The organism is Streptomyces sp. Ag82_O1-12 (genome assembly GCF_900182715.1).
Classification (GTDB): Bacteria; Actinomycetota; Actinomycetes; order Streptomycetales; family Streptomycetaceae; genus Streptomyces; species Streptomyces massasporeus.
The window spans coordinates 1,850,813-1,867,921 of record NZ_FXUW01000001.1; the positions used below are offsets into that span (position 1 = coordinate 1,850,813).

Below are 17,109 nucleotides of genomic sequence, written 5' to 3' on the forward strand. Positions count from 1 at the left end.
CGTTTGGATCAGGTCGCAGACGCGGGGCTTGGCACGCGCATCTGCCGCGTTGTCGTCAGTCGCCGACTCCCCCACGCTCGGCTGCGCTCGCGCGGGAGGGACCCCCATCGCGTCGACTCCCTCCTCCGCCTTGCAGCTACACGCACCAAGCCCCGCTCACCGGCATCGAGAAGCACCGCCGATTTCCTGCGACCTGATCCAAACGACAGGCCCTAGCTGCCGCCGGTGTGCACCTGGAAGGCGGCCCGGCGCACCGCCTTGGCCAGGGCCGGGTCGGGGTGTGCGGCGGCGAGGGCGACCAGGACCTGCACGGTGCGCGGGTGCCCCACCGCGCGTACCTCGTCCAGGAGCATCGGGACGGTCGGCTGCACCGCGGACTCCAGGTGGCGCACCAGCAGCGGCGCCTCACCGTGGTCGGCGACGGCGGCCGCGGTGTCCACCCACAGCCATGTCGCCTCCTCGCGGGTGAGGACCTCGTGGGCGTCCTCGGGGTCGGCGCCGTCGTGCTCGGCCAGCCACAGCAGCCCGTAGGGCCTGAGCGTGGGCTCCTCCAGCACGCCGCGGACGTCCGGCTCGGCGGGCGCGCCGACCACGCGCAGCGCCTCGAAGGCGAGGCCGCGCAGCAGGGCGTCCTCACCGCGCGCGGCGCCGAGGAGCTCGGTGACGGCGCTGCCGACGGGGCGGGCGGCGAGCCAGGCGCGGTACTCGGCGCGGGCCGCGTTCGGGCGCAGCTGGGCGCAGCCGCGGAGCATGTCCTCGGCGGCCTGCTCGATGTTCCCGGCGGGGCTCTGCGCGGCGACGCAAATCTGCTCCAGCTTGACCCAGACGGCCCAGCTGCCGAGGGGGGTGAGGGTGGCCTGGCCGTCGCCGTAGGTGAGGGCGCCGACGGAGGCGAGGGCGCGCAGGGCCCAGTCGAGCAGCGGGGCGAGCGGGGCGTCGGTGTGCTCCGGTTCGGCCGACGGCTCGGGCTGGGGGCCGTAGGGGATCTCGCAGCGGGCGGTGCGCAGCTCGGTGACGCGCTGCTCAAGGAGGTCGAGGAGCTGCTCCACGGGGACGGGCCCGGCGGACAGCTGGAGGAAGGAGAGCGCCTGCGGCATGGCGGAGACGACCTCGGCGACGGCGGCGGGCTCGTGCTCCGCGGGCTCCGGGTGGGCGAGCGACCAGGCGTCGAAGAGGGCGACCCAGCCGCGCAGCACGGCGCTGTCGTCGCGGTTCCAGGCGCGCAGCCGCCAGCCGGGGCGGGCGCTGTCGCCGTGCACCTCGATGAGACCGGCGAGGCGGGCGGTGTCCCAGTCGGCTCTGACCTGAGCCGGGGTCAGCCCCAGGTCGCGGGCCGCCCGTTCGGCGGTCGCCTCGGAGAGGGTGGCCTTGCCGTCGTCGGTTCCGCTGTCCCGGCCGGGGCCGAGCGCGGCGTCGGCCCAGCGGGCGACGCGGGCCGCGTCGGCCAGGCCTGAGCGTGCCATTCTGGCCAGCTCCGCCGGTGCCGGGGTGCCCTCCGGAGGGCGCGGTGCGGGGCGGCGCGAGCGCCGCTGGTTCATCGCTGGGGGGGCGGCGGCCAGGGGTCGCGGGCGGACGAGTCGAAGCCTGGAGTCGCGCGGGATACGGGACGTCACGGGGGCAGTCTTCCGGTTGACGGTCCGAAAACCCAAACGGAATGTCACGGCGGGCGACGGGGATGGCCAACGCACCTGTTCGCAGGAGTGGCCGAGGACCGGGAACAGGCCAGTGGTACGACGCTAAACGGAATCGTCGCGACCGGTCGGTGCCGAGCGGGACGGGACGTGGTTGCGGCAGGGCGAAGGGGGCGTGAACGGGGGGTGTGTGAGCGGGCGGCAGGGGGGTTGCGTGGACGGGTGCGGGAGAGGCCGGCAGGGCAGCCGCATCGACGGGTGCGCGAGAGACCGGCAGGGGCAACCGCGCCGACGGGGGCGTTGGAGACCGGCAGGGCAACCGCGCCGACGGGTGTGCGAGAGACCGGCAAGTGGCACCGCGTCCATGCGTGCGCCACCGAGCGGCGACAGGGCCGCATCGTCGGGCGGATGTGAGTGGGGTCACATGAGGGGCGTCATGAAGCGGCGGAGCGCCTCCTCGTAGGCCTCCGGGTCGGCGTTCCACATGGCCCCGTGGGGCGCGTCGGCGACGGTGCGCAGGGCGACCATGTCGGGGCGGGCGTCGGCGAGCCGGCGCGAGAGCTGCCAGGGGGCGACGGTGTCGTCCGGTCCGTGGAAGACGAGCGCCGGGACGCGCAGGTTGTCGGCCGGGGCCGGGCCCGTGGCGCGGTCGCCGGTCAGGCCGGTGCGGCCCTGGGCGGCGCGGACCGCCAGGGGCAGCAGCGCGCCCGGGGTGCGGCGGGCCGAGGCGAGGGCACGCAGGGTGGCCTCCCAGCTGAGCACCGGGGAGTCCAGGACGAGCCCGGAGACGCGGTCACGCAGTCCCGAGTGGGCGGCGGCGCGCAGGGCCATGGTGGCGCCGGTGGACCAGCCGTGCAGGACGACCTGGCGGGCTCCGTAGCGCACGGCGTAGCGGATGGCGGCGTCCAGGTCGCGCCACTCGGTCTCGCCGAGGTGGTTCAGGCCGTCGGGCGGGCGGGGCGCGCCCAGGTCGCCGCGGTAGGCGAGGGCGAGCACCGGGAAGCGGCTGCGGTGCAGGAACCCCATGACGTTCATGGCGAGTTCCCGGGTGGTGCCCAGGCCGTGCACGGCGATCACCCAGGTGTCCCGCTTGCCCGGCACGAACCACGCGGGCAGGGCGCCGAGTTCACCGGGGACGTCGACGTCGGCGTGTTCGAGGCCGAGGGCTGCGCCCGGGTTGCCGACGTACACGTTCGGGGTGAGCCAGACCTTGTCGCCGGACGTCAGCGTGCCGTGCGTGACGCCCTCCAGGCGGCGCACGACGGTGTCGGCGGAGTGCGAGGCGCCGGTCAGGACGGGGCCGACGACCGCGTGGGAGCCGCTGCCGGAGAGGCCGTAGCGGCCGGGGCGCAGGGCGGCGAGGTCCCGGGTGAGGGTGATCTGCCCGGCGGCGGTGCCGTGCACGGTGAGCCGGGGTTCGGTGGGCAGGGGCCTGCCGGGGGGCGCCTTGAGCGCGGCGTCGCTGGCGAGCCGGCCGGCGGCCACCGCGGCGGCACCGGCCCCGATCACGGCGGTGACGGCAGCGGCCGTCGCTTTGACAGTGCGCACGGGTCCAGTGTCCTGGCGGATGCCGTGGGCGACCAGTGGGAGGCAGCGGCGGGGTGACGTCCGTGGCGGCCTGGGGGCGGCTCAGTCCCGCTGGCCGTAGCCGCGCAGGCGTTCTTCCACCTCCGTCAGCTGTTCCCGGGACAGCAGGCTCGGGGCCGGGCCGGGCACCGAGGAGGCCGTGAGCCACAGGCGGCACATCCACTCCAGCTGGGCGGTGCGGTCGTAGGCCTGGGCGAGGGTGGCGCCGTGGGCGATGGTGCCGTGGTTCTGGAGGAGGCAGCCGGAGCGGTCGGCGAGGGCGCGGAGCATGTTCTCGGCCAACTCGTCGGTGCCGTAGGTGGCATAGGGGGCGACCCGGACGGGGCCGCCGAGCGCGGCGGCCATGTAGTGGATCAGCGGGAGCTCGCTCACGAGCGTCGAGACGGCCGTCGCGTGGACGGCGTGGGTGTGGACGACGGCCAGGGCGCCGGTGGTGCGGTAGACCGCGAGGTGCATGGGCAGCTCGCTGGTCGGGACCAGCGTGCCGAGGACCTGCCGGCCGTCGAGGTCCACGCCGGTCACGTCGTCCGGCGCCAGCCGGTCGTAGGGGACACCCGACGGTGTGACGAGGACGGTGTCCCCGACGCGTACCGAGACGTTGCCGGACGTGCCGACGACGAGTCCGTCCGAGACCGTCCGGCGGGCCGTCGTGACGAGGTCCTCCCAGGCGCGTGCCTCCTCGGGGCGCGCACTCCCGCGCCGCGCCTCCCCCGCACCCTTTTCGCTCTCCCGCGCGTCTGCCGTGTCCCGCTCGTCGCCTCGCTGCTCAGCCATGCCGCGATCCTGCCAGGCAAGGGCTCAAAGCGCCGCCGGGCGGGGGCACTTCGGCCCCGCAACCGAAACGGTCCCGACCGCCGGCCCTGCTGGACGGAACGTGTTCGACGGGTCACTCGATCGACTGAAGCGGTTCGCTCGGGGCACCTGGTCGTGCGGGCGCGGAGGCCGCTGTTCCGGTGCGGAACGAGGACCCCTCATCGCAGTCATCCCTGCGCCCCTCCCAGTTCATCTTCCGTTCACTCAGGTTGCCTACGTTCGTCTGGCCAATGACCTCGAACGATTGCCTGGGTAAATGGAAAGCTTCTCGCTGATCCTCGCGATTGTGGTAGTAACCGCTCTCGCGTTCGATTTCACGAACGGTTTCCACGACACCGCGAATGCGATGGCCACGACCATTTCCACGGGCGCCATGAAGCCCAAGGTTGCGGTGGCCATGTCCGCGGTCCTCAACCTGGTCGGCGCCTTCCTGTCCGTCGAAGTCGCCAACACGATCTCCAAGGGCCTCGTCGACGAGGCCGGCATCCGTCCCGAGGTCATCTTCGCCGCCCTGGTCGGCGCGATCCTCTGGAACCTGCTGACCTGGCTGGTCGGTCTGCCGTCCAGCTCCTCCCACGCCCTCATGGGCGGTCTGATCGGTGCCACGATCGCCTCGGCGGGCGTCGGCGCGGTGCACGGCGACGTGCTGGTCACCAAGGTGCTCATCCCGGCGATCGCCGCTCCGATCGTCGCGGGCATCGCGGCGTTGCTCGCCACGCGGCTGACGTACTCCCTCGGCAGGAAGGCCGACGGCAACGCGTCCAAGAAGGGCTACCGGGCCGGCCAGATCGCCTCCGCGGGCCTGGTCTCCCTGGCCCACGGCACCAACGACGCGCAGAAGACGATGGGTGTCATCACCCTCGCCCTGGTCGCCGGCGGCGCCGTCGCGCCCGACTCCGACCCGCCCATGTGGGTCATCCTCTCGGCGGGTCTCGCCATCGCGCTCGGCACGTACCTGGGGGGCTGGCGCATCATCCGCACCATGGGCAAGGGCCTGACCGACCTCCAGCCGCAGCAGGGCTTCGCCGCCCAGACCTCCGCGGCCACGGTCATCCTCGCCTCCTCGCACCTCGGCTTCTCCCTCTCCACGACGCACTCCGTGTCCGGCTCGGTGATGGGCGCCGGGCTCGGCCGCAAGGGCGGCGTGGTCCGCTGGTCCACCGCGACGCGGATGTTCGTCGCGTGGGGCCTGACGCTGCCGGCGGCGGCTCTGGTGGGCGCGCTCGCCGAGTACGTCACCGGCTTCGGCAGCTGGGGCACCGCCGTGGTGGCGGTCTTCCTCATCGCCTCCAGCGCGGCGATCTGGAAGTTGTCGCGGCGCGAGGTGGTCGACCACACCAACGTCAACGACACCGACGACGCGGAGCCCGCCGGCGTGGTCACCACGGCGATGGCCGCGGTGACGCCGCCCCCCGCGAGTGGTTCGGCCACGGCGTCGGAGGACCCGATCCCCGCGTTCCCGTCGCAGGCCACCGCCGAGCGCACGCCGACCACGACCACCACGGTCTGACCCCGCCACCGGTTACAAGGAAGAGTCTCCGATATGAAGATCGACTGGGCGGCCCTCGGTTCCGTCTTCGGTGTCAGCCTCGTGGTCACCGTGGCCCTCGTCGGCCTGTTCACCCTCGGCGTCACGGGCCTGTCGCGCCGCGAGCGTGCGGTGGCGCAGGGCGGGACCGCGGGACTCGCGGTCACCGGCGCGTACGCGTGCTTCGCGGCGTGTGCGGCGGCCGTGGGGTACGGGATCTATCTGATCGTGGCCTGAGGGCCTGACGTCACGTCGTGTCCGCCGGGCGGCACGGAACTCCGGTTCCGTGCCGCCCGGTCGTCGTGTGTACACAAGGGGGCGATGTGGGGTTCTCCACACTCTCCCCTCGCAGGTCAACGGCAAGTTGACGGCGGTTCCCGGCCGTGGTGGACTGCCGGGGCCAATACGGCGGCAGGAGAGGAAGCCGGTGAAAGTCCGGCGCGGTCCCGCCACTGTCACCGGGGTAGCAATCCCCGGGAGCCAGGAACTCTCACCGCCGGTCTCGTCGAACCAGGGCGTGGACACCCTGAGTGAGGACACATATCGCCATGCGCGGCTGCCGATCGAGGTTCAACACCCCACCCCTGCCCGCCCTCCTGGCCGGCTGAGCCCATGGGTGCCGATCGCGTCTTCGCGTACGGCGCCGCCGCCGGCCTGATCGGTGACCTGCTGCTCGGTGATCCTCGCCGGGGGCATCCGGTCGCCGCGTTCGGGCGGGCCGCGGGTGCCGTGGAACGGGTGTTGTGGCGGGACCACCGCGGGTGGGGCGCGCTGCACACCGCCGTGTGTGCCGGAGGGGCCGTCGCCCTCGGGTCCGTCGCCGCGCGTGCCGTGCGGCCGTCCGCCGTCGCCTCCGTCGCGCTGACCGGCGCCGCCACCTGGGCCGTCGTCGGGGGTACGTCGCTGGCCCGGGAGGCGCGGACCATCGGGCGTGCCCTGGAGGCCGGGGACGTCGAGGCGGCCCGGGCCCGGCTGCCGCATCTGTGCGGGCGGGACCCGCACGCCCTCGACGCCGACGGCATGGCCCGGGCCGTGGTCGAGTCGGTCGCCGAGAACACCTCCGACGCCGTGGTGGGGGCGCTGGTGTGGGGGGCCGTCGGCGGGGTGCCGGGGCTGCTGGGGTTCCGGGCCGTCAACACCCTGGACGCCATGGTCGGGCACAAGTCGGCCCGGTACCGCCGGTACGGGTGGGCCTCCGCGCGGCTGGACGACCTCGCGGGGTGGCCGGGAGCGCGGCTGACCGCCGTACTCGCCGTGCTGGCCGGACCGGATCCGCGGGGGGCCGTACGGGCGTGGCGGGCCGACGCGGCGCGGCATCCGAGTCCCAACGCCGGTCCTGTGGAGGCCTCGTTCGCGGGGGCGCTCGGGGTGCGGCTGGGCGGGACGCTCTCGTACGGCGGGCGGGTGGAGCACCGGCCCGTGCTGAACACGCAGGGGCGGGCCGTCGGCACGCACGACGTCGAGCGGGCCGTGCGGCTGTCGAAGCGCGTCACCTGGCTCGCGCTCGGGGTGTGCGCCGGTGCGCGGTTGCTGAAGAGTGCGCCGTCGCTCGCGAGTGCGCGGTCGCCGAAGAGGGGGAAATGACATGAGCGGTGGGCTTCTCGTCGCCGGAACCACCTCCGACGCCGGCAAGAGCGTCGTGACCGCCGGGATCTGCCGGTGGCTGGTGCGCCAAGGCGTCAAGGTCGCGCCCTTCAAGGCGCAGAACATGTCCCTGAACTCCTTCGTGACGACGGAGGGGGCCGAGATCGGGCGGGCGCAGGCCATGCAGGCGCAGGCCTGCCGCGTCGAGCCGACCGCGCTGATGAATCCGGTGCTGCTCAAGCCCGGTGGCGAGCAGAGCAGTCAGGTCGTGCTGCTGGGCAAGCCGGTCGGGGAGCTGAGTGCGCGCGGCTACCACGGCGGCCGGCAGCAGCAGTTGCTCGGGACGGTGCTGGACTGCCTGGAGCAGTTGCGGGGCACGTATGACGCGGTGATCTGTGAGGGGGCCGGTTCTCCCGCCGAGATCAATCTGCGGCGGACGGACATCGTGAACATGGGGATCGCCCGGAACGCCGGGCTGCCCGTGCTCGTCGTCGGCGACATCGACCGGGGCGGTGTGTTCGCCTCGTTCTTCGGGACGGTGGCGCTGCTGTCGCCCGAGGACCAGGCCTGTGTCGCCGGGTTCCTCGTCAACAAGTTCCGCGGGGACGTCTCCCTGCTGGAGCCGGGCCTGGACATGCTGTACGGGCTCACGGGGCGCAAGACGTACGGCGTGCTGCCCTTCCGGCACGGGCTCGGGATCGACGAGGAGGACGGGCTGCGCGTCTCCCTTCGGGGAGCCGTCCGGGAGTCCGTCGTCGCCCCGCCGGTCGGCGAGGACGTGCTGCGCGTCGCGGTCTGTGCCGTGCCGCTCATGTCCAACTTCACCGACGTGGACGCGCTGGCCGCCGAACCGGGCGTCGTGGTGCGGTTCGTGGACCGGCCGGAGGAGCTGTCCGACGCCGACCTCGTCATCGTGCCCGGCACCCGCGGGACGGTCCGGGCGCTGGAGTGGCTGCGCGAGCGGGGGCTCGCCGAGGCCCTGGCCCGCCGGGCCGCCGAGGGGCGGCCCGTCCTCGGTATCTGCGGCGGCTTCCAGATCCTCGGCGAGCACATCGAGGACGACGTCGAGAGCCGGCGAGGGCACGTCGACGGGCTCGGGATCCTGCCCGTGCGGGTGCGGTTCGCCCGCGAGAAGACCCTCACCCGGCCGCAGGGCGAGGCCCTCGGGGAACGCGTCGAGGGATACGAGATCCACCACGGGGTCGCCGACGTCCAGGGAGGCACCGCCTTCCTGGACGGCTGCCGGGTCGGCCAGACCTGGGGCACGCACTGGCACGGCTCACTGGAGTCGGACGGCTTCCGGCGGGCCTTTCTGCGCGAGGTGGCGGCCGCCGCGGGCCGCCGCTTCGTGCCCGCGCCGGACACCTCGTTCGCCGCGCTGCGCGAGGAGCAGCTCGACCGGCTCGGCGACCTGATCGAACAGCACGCGGACACCGACGCGCTGTGGCGGCTCATCGAGTCCGGCGCGCCGCAAGGACTGCCCTTCATTCCACCGGGAGCACCCGCATGAGCACTGTGTTGTTGTTGTCCACCGCCGACACGGACCTGCTGGCGGCCCGGGCCGCCTCCGGTGCCGACTACCGGATCGGCAACCCGACCCGCGTGGACGTCCGGGAGGAGCTTCCGGCCCTGCTGGACGGGGCGGGCATCGCCGTCGTCCGGCTGCTCGGCGGCAAGCGGGCCTGGGAGGACGGGCTCGCCGCGCTGAAGGCCTCCGGCATCCCCACCGTGCTGCTGGGCGGCGAGGCCGTGCCGGACGCGGAGCTGATGGCCGAGTCGTCCGTGCCGGCCGGTGTCGTCGCGGAGGCGCTGCGGTACCTCGTGGAGGGCGGGCCGGACAACCTCACCGAACTCGCCCGGTTCCTCTCCGACACCGTGCTGCTGACGGGCGAGGGGTTCGACGAGCCGCGGAAGATGCCCGAATACGGCGTCCACGGCGAGCGTGAACTCGTGCCGGGCCGTCCGACCGTCGGCGTGCTCTTCTACCGGGCGCACGAGCTGAGCGGCAACACCGGGTTCGTGGACACGCTGTGCGACGCGATCGAGGCGCGGGGCGCCAACGCGCTTCCCGTGTACTGCGGTTCGCTGCGCGGGGCGGACGCGGGGCTGTACGAGATCCTCGGGCAGGCGGACACCCTGGTCGCCACCGTCCTCGCCGCGGGCGGCACCCACGCCTCGCAGGCCTCGGCGGGCGGTGACGAGGAGGCCTGGGACATCGGCGCTCTCGCCGAGCTGGACATCCCCGTGTTGCAGGGCCTGTGCCTGACGTCCTCGCGGCAGGCCTGGGCGGACTCGGACGCCGCCCTGTCCCCCATGGACGCCGCGATGCAGGTGGCCATCCCGGAGTTCGACGGGCGGCTGATCACCGTGCCGTTCTCCTTCAAGGAGCAGGGCCCGGACGATGTGCCCGTCTACGTCGCCGATCCGGAGCGGGCCGCCCGCGTCGCCGGCATCGCCGTACGGCACGCGCGGCTGAAGCACAAGGAGAACGCCGAGAAGAAGCTGGCGCTGGTCTTCACCGCGTACCCGACCAAGCACTCGCGGGTCGGCAACGCGGTCGGGCTGGACACCCCGGCCTCGGCGGTGCGGGTGCTGGACGCGCTGCGGGACGCCGGGTACCTCGTCGAGGGGCATCCGGACGAGGGCGACGAGCTGATCCACCGGCTCATCAACGCCGGCGGGCACGACGTGGAGTGGCTGACGGAGGAGCAGCTGGCCGCCGCGCCCGCGCGGGTGCCGCTGGCCGACTACCGGGCGTGGTTCGAGAAGCTCGACCCGGAGCTGAAGGACGCCATGACCGAGGCGTGGGGCGAGCCGCCGGGCAGCCTCTACGTCGACGGCGACGACATCGTGCTGGCGTCCCTGCAGTTCGGGAACGTCGTGGTGATGATCCAGCCGCCGCGCGGCTTCGGCGAGAACCCGATCGCGATCTACCACGACCCGGACATGCCTCCGTCCCACCACTACATGGCGGCCTACCGCTGGCTGGAGAACAGTTTCGGCGCCGACGCCATCGTGCACATGGGCAAGCACGGCACCATGGAGTGGCTGCCGGGCAAGGGCCTCGGACTCAGCGGCGGCTGCGCCCCGGACGCGGTCCTCGGGGACCTGCCGCTGATCTACCCGTTCATCGTCAACGACCCGGGCGAGGGCACCCAGGCCAAGCGGCGCGGGCACGCCACGGTCGTCGACCACCTCGTGCCGCCGATGGCCCGCGCCGACACCTACGGCGACCTGGCCAAGCTGGAGCAGCTCCTCGACGAGTACGCGCTGGTCTCCGACCTGGACCCGGCGAAGGCCCCGACCGTGCGCGCCCAGATCTGGACGCTGGTGAAGGCGGCCGAACTCCACCACGACCTGCACGTCGACGAGCAGCCGGACGACGCGGAGTTCGACGAGTTCGTCATGCACATCGACGGCTATCTGTGCGAGATCAAGGACGTGCAGATCCGCGACGGACTGCACATCCTGGGCGGCGGACCGGTCGGCGAGCCGCGGGTGAACCTCGTACTGGCCGTGCTGCGCGCCTCGCAGGTGTGGGGCGGGCAGGCCAACGCGCTGCCGGGCCTGAGGGCGTCGCTGGCGCAGCACTTCGGGCTGGTGGAGAAGGAGTTGCTGGCCGAGCCCGGCGCTCCGGTGAAGGTGCCGGTCGAGCTGACGGACCTGGTGGACGGCCCCTCGCGCAGTGCCGCCGACGCGATCGACCTGCTGGAGCAGCTGTGCCGGCGGATCGCCGAGGGCATGGAGGAGCGCGGCTGGGCGGTCGCCGAGAGCGCGCCGCTGGTCCGGGAGGTCCTGCGCACCGAACTGCCGGACGCCGTCGCCGTGCTGGAGTTCGCCTGCACCGAGGTCGTGCCCCGGCTGGAGAAGACCACCGACGAGATCGGGCACATCCTGCGGGCGCTGAACGGCGGCTACGTCCCGGCGGGCCCCTCCGGTTCGCCGACCCGCGGGCTGGTCAACGTCCTGCCGACGGGCCGGAACTTCTACTCCGTCGACCCCAAGGCCATTCCGTCCCGGCTGAGCTGGGAGGTCGGGCAGTCCCTCGCGGACTCGCTGGTGCAGCGGTATCTGCAGGACACCGGTGAGTACCCGACGTCCGTCGGCCTGACGGTGTGGGGCACCTCGGCGATGCGCACCCAGGGCGACGACATCGCCGAGATCCTGGCGCTGCTGGGCTGCCGTCCGGTGTGGGACGACGCCTCGCGGCGCGTGACCGGGTTCGAGGTGGTCCCCCTGGCGGAACTCGGCCGGCCGCGCATCGACGTGACGGTCCGCATCTCGGGCTTCTTCCGGGACGCGTTCCCGCACGTCGTGGGCCTGATCGACGACGCCGTCCGCGCCGTCGCCGAGCTGGACGAGCCCGCGGAGTCCAACTACGTCCGGGCCCACGCCGACCAGGACACCGCCGAGCACGGCGACCGCCGCCGGGCCACGGCCCGCATCTTCGGCTCCAAGCCGGGGGCGTACGGGGCCGGTCTGCTGCCGCTGATCGACGCCCGCAACTGGCGCTCCGACGCGGACCTCGCCGAGGTGTACGCGGTGTGGGGCGGCTACGCCTACGGGCGGGGGCTCGACGGGCGGGCCGCGCGCGGGGACATGGAGACGGCGTTCAAGCGGATCGCGGTCGCCGCGAAGAACGTCGACACCCGTGAGCACGACCTGGTCGACGCCGACGACTACTTCCAGTACCACGGCGGCATGGTGGCCATGGTGCGGCACCTGACGGGCGCGAGCCCCGAGGCGTACGTCGGTGACTCGGCCACCCCGGACCAGGTGAAGACCCGCACGCTCGGCGAGGAGACGCACCGCGTCTTCCGCGCCCGGGTGGTCAACCCGCGCTGGATGGCGGCGATGCGGCGGCACGGCTACAAGGGCGCCTTCGAGATGGCGGCGACCGTGGACTACCTGTTCGGGTACGACGCCACCGCCGGGGTCGTGGACGACTGGATGTACGAGAAGCTCAGCGCCGAGTACGTCTTCGACCCGGAGAACCGGGACTTCATGAAGAAGTCCAACCCCTGGGCGCTGCGCGGCATCACCGAGCGGCTGCTGGAGGCCGCGGACCGCGGGCTGTGGGCCGAGCCGGACGCGGAGACGCTGGAACGGCTGCGCGCCACCTACCTGGAACTCGAAGGCGACTTGGAGGGCGACGAGAAGTGACCACCCCCTTTCCGTTCACGGCCGTCGTGGGCCAGGACGACCTACGGCTCGCGCTGCTGCTGAACGCGGTGTCCCCGGCGGTCGGCGGAGTGCTGGTGCGCGGCGAGAAGGGCACGGCCAAGTCGACGGCGGTGCGGGCGCTGTCGGCGCTCATGCCGACGCTGGACGTCGTCTCCGGCTGCCGCTTCTCCTGCGACCCCGGCTCCCCCGACCCCGGCTGCCCGGACGGGCCGCACGAGCCGGGGGCGTTCGAGACCCGGGCCGCGCGCATGGTCGAGCTGCCCGTCGGCGCCTCCGAGGACCGACTGGTCGGCGCACTGGACATCGAGCGGGCCCTCTCGGAGGGCGTGAAGGCCTTCGAGCCGGGCCTGCTGGCCGACGCGCACCGCGGGATCCTCTACGTCGACGAGGTCAACCTCCTCCACGACCACCTCGTCGACCTGCTGCTGGACGCCGCCGCGATGGGCGCCTCGTACGTCGAGCGCGAGGGCGTCTCCGTGCGGCACGCCGCCCGTTTCCTGCTCGTCGGCACCATGAACCCCGAGGAGGGCGAGCTGCGGCCGCAGTTGCTCGACCGGTTCGGGCTGACCGTGGAAGTCGCGGCCTCGCGGGAGCCGGACCAGCGGGTGGAGGTCGTCAGGCGGCGCCTGGCCTACGACGACGACCCGGCCGCCTTCGCCGCGCGCTGGGCCGAGGAGGAGGCCGCTGTACGGGCCCGGATCGTCGCCGCGCGGGAGCTGCTGCCGTCGGTGCGGCTGGGCGACGGGGCGCTGCGGCAGATCGCGGCGACCTGCGCGGCCTTCGAGGTGGACGGTATGCGCGCCGACATCGTGATGGCGCGGACCGCCACCGCGCTGGCGGCCTGGGCCGGGCGTACGGACGTGCTCGCGGAGGACGTCCGGCAGGCGGCGCTGCTCGCGCTGCCGCACCGGCGGCGGCGCAACCCCTTCGACGCGCCGGGGCTCGACGAGGACAAGCTCGACGAGACCCTGGAGGAGTTCGGCGGCTCGGACGACGACAACCCCGACCCGGACCCCGGGCCGGACGGGCCCGGCGGGGGCGGCGGACAGCCGGAACCCGACGACGCGCCCCAGGGCGGCGACGACACCGCGGCCCGGCCGGAGGCCGGAGAGGGCGGGCAGCCGCAGCCGTCGGGCGCCGGCGAGCAGTCGGCCGTACGGGCGTCGGAGCCGTTTCGCACCAAGGTGCTGAGCGTGCCCGGCATCGGCGAGGGTGCCGCCGGGCGGCGTTCGCGGGCGCGGACCGAGCACGGGCGGACGACCGGGGCCCGGCGGCCCCGGGGCGCGCTCACAAAGTTGCACCTGGCGGCGACCGTGCAGGCGGCGGCCCCGCACCAGCGGGCGCGCGGACGGTCCGGGCCGGGCCTGGTCGTGCGCCGGGACGATCTGCGGCAGGCCACCCGCGAGGGGCGCGAGGGCAATCTCGTGCTGTTCGTCGTGGACGCCTCCGGGTCGATGGCGGCACGGCAGCGGATGAGCGCCGTGAAGGGCGCCGTGCTGTCGCTGCTGCTGGACGCCTACCAGCGGCGCGACAAGGTGGGCCTGGTGACCTTCCGCGGCACGGGCGCGGACGTCGCGCTGCCGCCGACCTCGTCGGTGGACGCGGCGGCGGCCCGCCTGGAGACGCTGCCGACGGGCGGGCGTACCCCGCTCGCCGCGGGGCTGCTGCGCGCCCATGACGTGCTGCGCGTGGAGCGGCTGCGCGATCCCGCGCGGCGGCCGCTGGTCGTACTGGTGACGGACGGGCGCGCCACCGGCGGCCCGGAGCCGGTCGCCCTGGCCGGGCGGGCGGCGCGGCTGTTCGCGGCCGACGGGGTCGCCTCGGTCGTCGTGGACTGCGAGTCGGGGCCGGTGCGGCTGGGGCTCGCCGGGCAGCTCGCGGGCGAACTGGGCGGTACGGCGGTGACATTGGACGAGCTGCGGGCGGACAGCATCGCCGGGCTCGTGAAGGACGTGCAGAGGAGGGCCGCGTAATGCCGCAGGGACAGCCGAGTGTGGTGCCGGACGACGGACTGACGACCCGACAGCGGCGGAACCGGCCGCTGGTCGTCGTCCACACGGGCGTCGGCAAGGGCAAGTCCACCGCTGCCTTCGGGCTCGCGCTGCGGGCCTGGAACCAGGGGTGGCCGATCGGGGTGTTCCAGTTCGTCAAGTCGGCGAAGTGGAAGGTCGGCGAGGAGAACGCGCTGCGGGTGCTCGGCGCCTCCGGCGAGGGCGGGTCCGTCGACTGGCACAAGATGGGCGAGGGCTGGTCCTGGGTGCAGCGCGACGCGCAGATGGACAACGAGGAGAAGGCCCGGGAGGGCTGGGAGCAGGTCAAGCGGGACCTGGCGGCCGAGACGTACAAGCTGTACGTGCTCGACGAGTTCGCCTACCCGATGCACTGGGGGTGGGTGGACACCGACGAGGTGATCTCCGTCCTGCGCGACCGGCCCGGGACCCAGCACGTCGTCATCACCGGGCGGAACGCCCCGGAGAAGCTCGTGGACTTCGCCGATCTCGTGACCGACATGTCCAAGGTCAAGCACCCCATGGACGCGGGGCAGAAGGGCCAGAGGGGCATCGAGTGGTGAGTGCTTCCGTCCCTCGGCTGGTCATCGCCGCGCCCTCCTCGGGCAGCGGCAAGACCACCGTCGCCACGGGGCTGATGGCCGCGTTCGCCGCGCGGGGGCTCGCCGTGTCCCCGCACAAGGTCGGGCCGGACTACATCGACCCCGGGTACCACGCGCTCGCGACCGGGCGGGTGGGACGGAACCTCGACGCGTACCTGTGCGGGCCCGAGATGGTCGGACCGCTGTTCCTGCACGGGGCACAGGGCTGTGACATCGCCGTCGTCGAGGGCGTGATGGGGCTGTACGACGGGGCCGCGGGCGAGGGGGAACTCGCGTCCACGGCTCATGTCGCCAAGCTGTTGCGGGCGCCGGTGGTGCTGGTCGTGGACGCGTCGTCGCAGTCCCGGTCGGTGGCGGCGCTGGTGCACGGGTTCGCCTCCTGGGACCCGGAGGTGCGGGTCGGGGGCGTGATCCTGAACAAGGTCGCCTCGGACCGGCACGAGGAGCTGTTGCGGGAGGCGTTGGAGCAGGCCGGGGTGCCGGTCCTCGGGGTGTTGCGGCGCGTTCCTCAGGTGGACACGCCGTCGCGGCACCTGGGGCTGGTGCCGGTCGCCGAGCGGCACGAGGACGCCGTGGAGGCGATTGCGGCGATGGCGGCGCAGGTCTCCGAGGGTTGTGATCTGGACGCGTTGGCGGGGCTGGCGCGCAGTGCCGGTGCGTTGTGGGGGGCGGCTTGGGATGCGGCCGAGGTCGTTTCCTCGCCCCCGCCGCCCCTACCCTTCCCGTCCTCCAGGGGCTCCGCCCCTTCGACCCTGCCGGGGGGCTCCACCCCCCGGACCCCCGGTCGGCCTGAACGGCCTCGTCCTCAAACGCCGGACAGGCTGGTTGTCGCTGTTGCCGGCGGGGAGGCGTTCACCTTCTCCTACGCCGAGACCACCGAACTCCTCACCGCCGCCGGTGCCGACGTCGTCACGTTCGACCCCCTGCGGGACGAGGAACTGCCCGACGGAACCGCCGGCTTGGTGATCGGGGGCGGGTTCCCCGAGGTGTACGCCTCGGAGCTGTCCGCCAACGAACCCCTGCGCGAGGCCGTCGCCGAGCTGGCGGCAAGCGGCGCTCCCGTCGCCGCCGAGTGTGCCGGGCTGCTGTATCTGTGCCGGGAGCTGGACGGGCTGCCGATGTGCGGGGTGCTGGACGCCTCGGCGCGGATGACCGAGCGGCTCACTCTGGGCTACCGGGACGCCGTGGCCGTGGGCGACAGTGTGCTCGCGGCGGCCGGGACACGGATGCGGGGGCACGAGTTCCACCGGACCGCCGTGGAGCCCGGCTCGGGGGCGGAGCCCGCCTGGGGGGTCCGCGGTCCCCGGCCGCGGGTCGAAGGTTTCGTGGAGCGCGGTGTGCACGCGAGCTATCTGCACACGCACTGGGCGTCCGAGCCCGGTGTCGCCCGTAGGTTCGTCGAGAGGTGCCGGACGTCATGAGCAGCAGGCTGGTCGGAGTCGGGGTGGGTCCCGGGGATCCGGAGCTGGTGACCGTCAAGGGCGTCAACGCCCTGCGGGAGGCCGATGTCGTGGTGGTCCCCGTGATGGACACCATGGAGCGCGGCCGGGCCGAGGCGACCGTGTTGCACTACGTGCCCGAGGAGAAGGTCGTCCGGGTCGTGTTCGCGCTGAACGAGCGCAGCGACCGGGGGCGACGCGAGGCCGCGTGGGACGCGGCGGGCGGACGCGTCGCCGAGCTGCTGCGCGCGCACGACGGCGTGGCCTTCGCGACCATCGGCGACCCCAACGTGTACTCGACCTTCACCTATCTCGCGCAGACCATCGCCGAGCTGGTGCCGGGGACCGTCGTCGAGACCGTCCCCGGGATCACCGCCATGCAGGACCTCGCCGCCCGGTCGGGCGCCGTGCTGACCGAGGGCACCGAGCCGCTCACGCTGGTGCCGGTCACCGCCGGGGCGACCGTGCTGAAGGAAGCCCTCGCCGGGCCCGGCACCGTCGTCGCCTACAAGTTCGGCCGACAGGCGCACGAGGTCGCCGAGGCGCTGCGCGAGACCGGGCGGATCGACGACGCGGTCTGGGGCTCGGCGCTGGGGCTCACGGAGGAGTCGATCCGCCCGGCCGCCGACCTCGACGGCGCTCCCCTGCCTTACCTGTCGACGCTCATCGCGCCCGCCCGGCGCGACGGCGGACGCGGCGGCAAGTTGTGACACCCGTGAACCACGAAAGGAC

12 protein-coding genes and 1 riboswitch are annotated in these 17,109 nt (G+C 73.6%); of the genes, 9 read left to right on the plus strand and 3 right to left on the minus strand.

Annotated elements, in window-relative coordinates; translation table 11 throughout:
- Positions 1-212: 212 nt before the first annotated feature.
- The 3 genes from QOL88_RS08560 to QOL88_RS08570 form a co-directional block, all read right to left on the minus strand.
- On the minus strand, positions 213-1,613 hold the full coding sequence (locus tag QOL88_RS08560; RefSeq protein ID WP_179878803.1) for a hypothetical protein: 1,401 nt from the start codon (positions 1,611-1,613) through the stop codon (positions 213-215).
- Positions 1,614-2,051: 438 nt separating this feature from the next.
- A complete protein-coding gene (locus QOL88_RS08565; RefSeq protein ID WP_097215854.1) occupies positions 2,052-3,179 on the minus strand; it encodes an alpha/beta hydrolase family protein in 1,128 nt (375 codons plus the stop codon).
- Between the two features lie 81 nt (positions 3,180-3,260).
- Positions 3,261-3,992, minus strand: coding sequence for a class II aldolase/adducin family protein (locus QOL88_RS08570; protein WP_097215855.1), 732 nt, complete (start codon positions 3,990-3,992; stop codon positions 3,261-3,263).
- Between the two features lie 295 nt (positions 3,993-4,287).
- Here QOL88_RS08570 and QOL88_RS08575 point away from each other — a divergent pair, with 295 nt between their 5' ends.
- The 9 genes from QOL88_RS08575 to cobI all read left to right on the plus strand — a co-directional run bounded on the left by QOL88_RS08575 (position 4,288) and on the right by cobI (position 17,087).
- Entirely contained in the window at positions 4,288-5,541 is a 1,254-nt protein-coding gene (locus tag QOL88_RS08575; RefSeq protein WP_097215856.1) for an inorganic phosphate transporter, read from the plus strand.
- A 33-nt stretch (positions 5,542-5,574) separates the two neighbouring features.
- Positions 5,575-5,796, plus strand: a complete 222-nt coding sequence (locus tag QOL88_RS08580) for a hypothetical protein (protein WP_097215857.1) — start codon at positions 5,575-5,577, stop codon at positions 5,794-5,796.
- Positions 5,797-5,913: 117 nt separating this feature from the next.
- Positions 5,914-6,071: riboswitch (cobalamin riboswitch) on the plus strand.
- 100 nt (positions 6,072-6,171) lie between these two features.
- Positions 6,172-7,143, plus strand: coding sequence for a cobalamin biosynthesis protein (locus tag QOL88_RS08585; protein WP_097215858.1), 972 nt, complete (start codon positions 6,172-6,174; stop codon positions 7,141-7,143).
- Position 7,144: 1 nt separating this feature from the next.
- Positions 7,145-8,653: a cobyric acid synthase gene (locus QOL88_RS08590; protein ID WP_097215859.1), complete on the plus strand. Its 1,509-nt coding sequence runs from the start codon at positions 7,145-7,147 to the stop codon at positions 8,651-8,653.
- Positions 8,650-12,306: a cobaltochelatase subunit CobN gene (cobN, locus tag QOL88_RS08595; protein ID WP_097215860.1), complete on the plus strand. Its 3,657-nt coding sequence runs from the start codon at positions 8,650-8,652 to the stop codon at positions 12,304-12,306. Before QOL88_RS08590 ends, cobN begins: the two co-directional genes overlap by 4 nt.
- Positions 12,303-14,300 carry a putative cobaltochelatase gene (locus QOL88_RS08600; RefSeq protein ID WP_097215861.1) on the plus strand — a complete coding sequence of 666 codons (1,998 nt, stop codon included), beginning with the start codon at positions 12,303-12,305 and terminating at the stop codon, positions 14,298-14,300. The genes cobN and QOL88_RS08600 overlap by 4 nt, the downstream gene beginning before the upstream one ends.
- Positions 14,300-14,899 carry a cob(I)yrinic acid a,c-diamide adenosyltransferase gene (gene cobO / locus QOL88_RS08605; RefSeq protein ID WP_079308227.1) on the plus strand — a complete coding sequence of 200 codons (600 nt, stop codon included), beginning with the start codon at positions 14,300-14,302 and terminating at the stop codon, positions 14,897-14,899. The genes QOL88_RS08600 and cobO overlap by 1 nt, the downstream gene beginning before the upstream one ends.
- On the plus strand, positions 14,896-16,359 hold the full coding sequence (locus tag QOL88_RS08610) for a cobyrinic acid a,c-diamide synthase CobB (protein ID WP_283445881.1): 1,464 nt from the start codon (positions 14,896-14,898) through the stop codon (positions 16,357-16,359). Before cobO ends, QOL88_RS08610 begins: the two co-directional genes overlap by 4 nt.
- Complete coding sequence (gene cobI / locus QOL88_RS08615) at positions 16,356-17,087, plus strand: precorrin-2 C(20)-methyltransferase (protein ID WP_097222910.1); 732 nt, start codon at positions 16,356-16,358, stop codon at positions 17,085-17,087. Before QOL88_RS08610 ends, cobI begins: the two co-directional genes overlap by 4 nt.
- Positions 17,088-17,109: the final 22 nt, after the last annotated feature.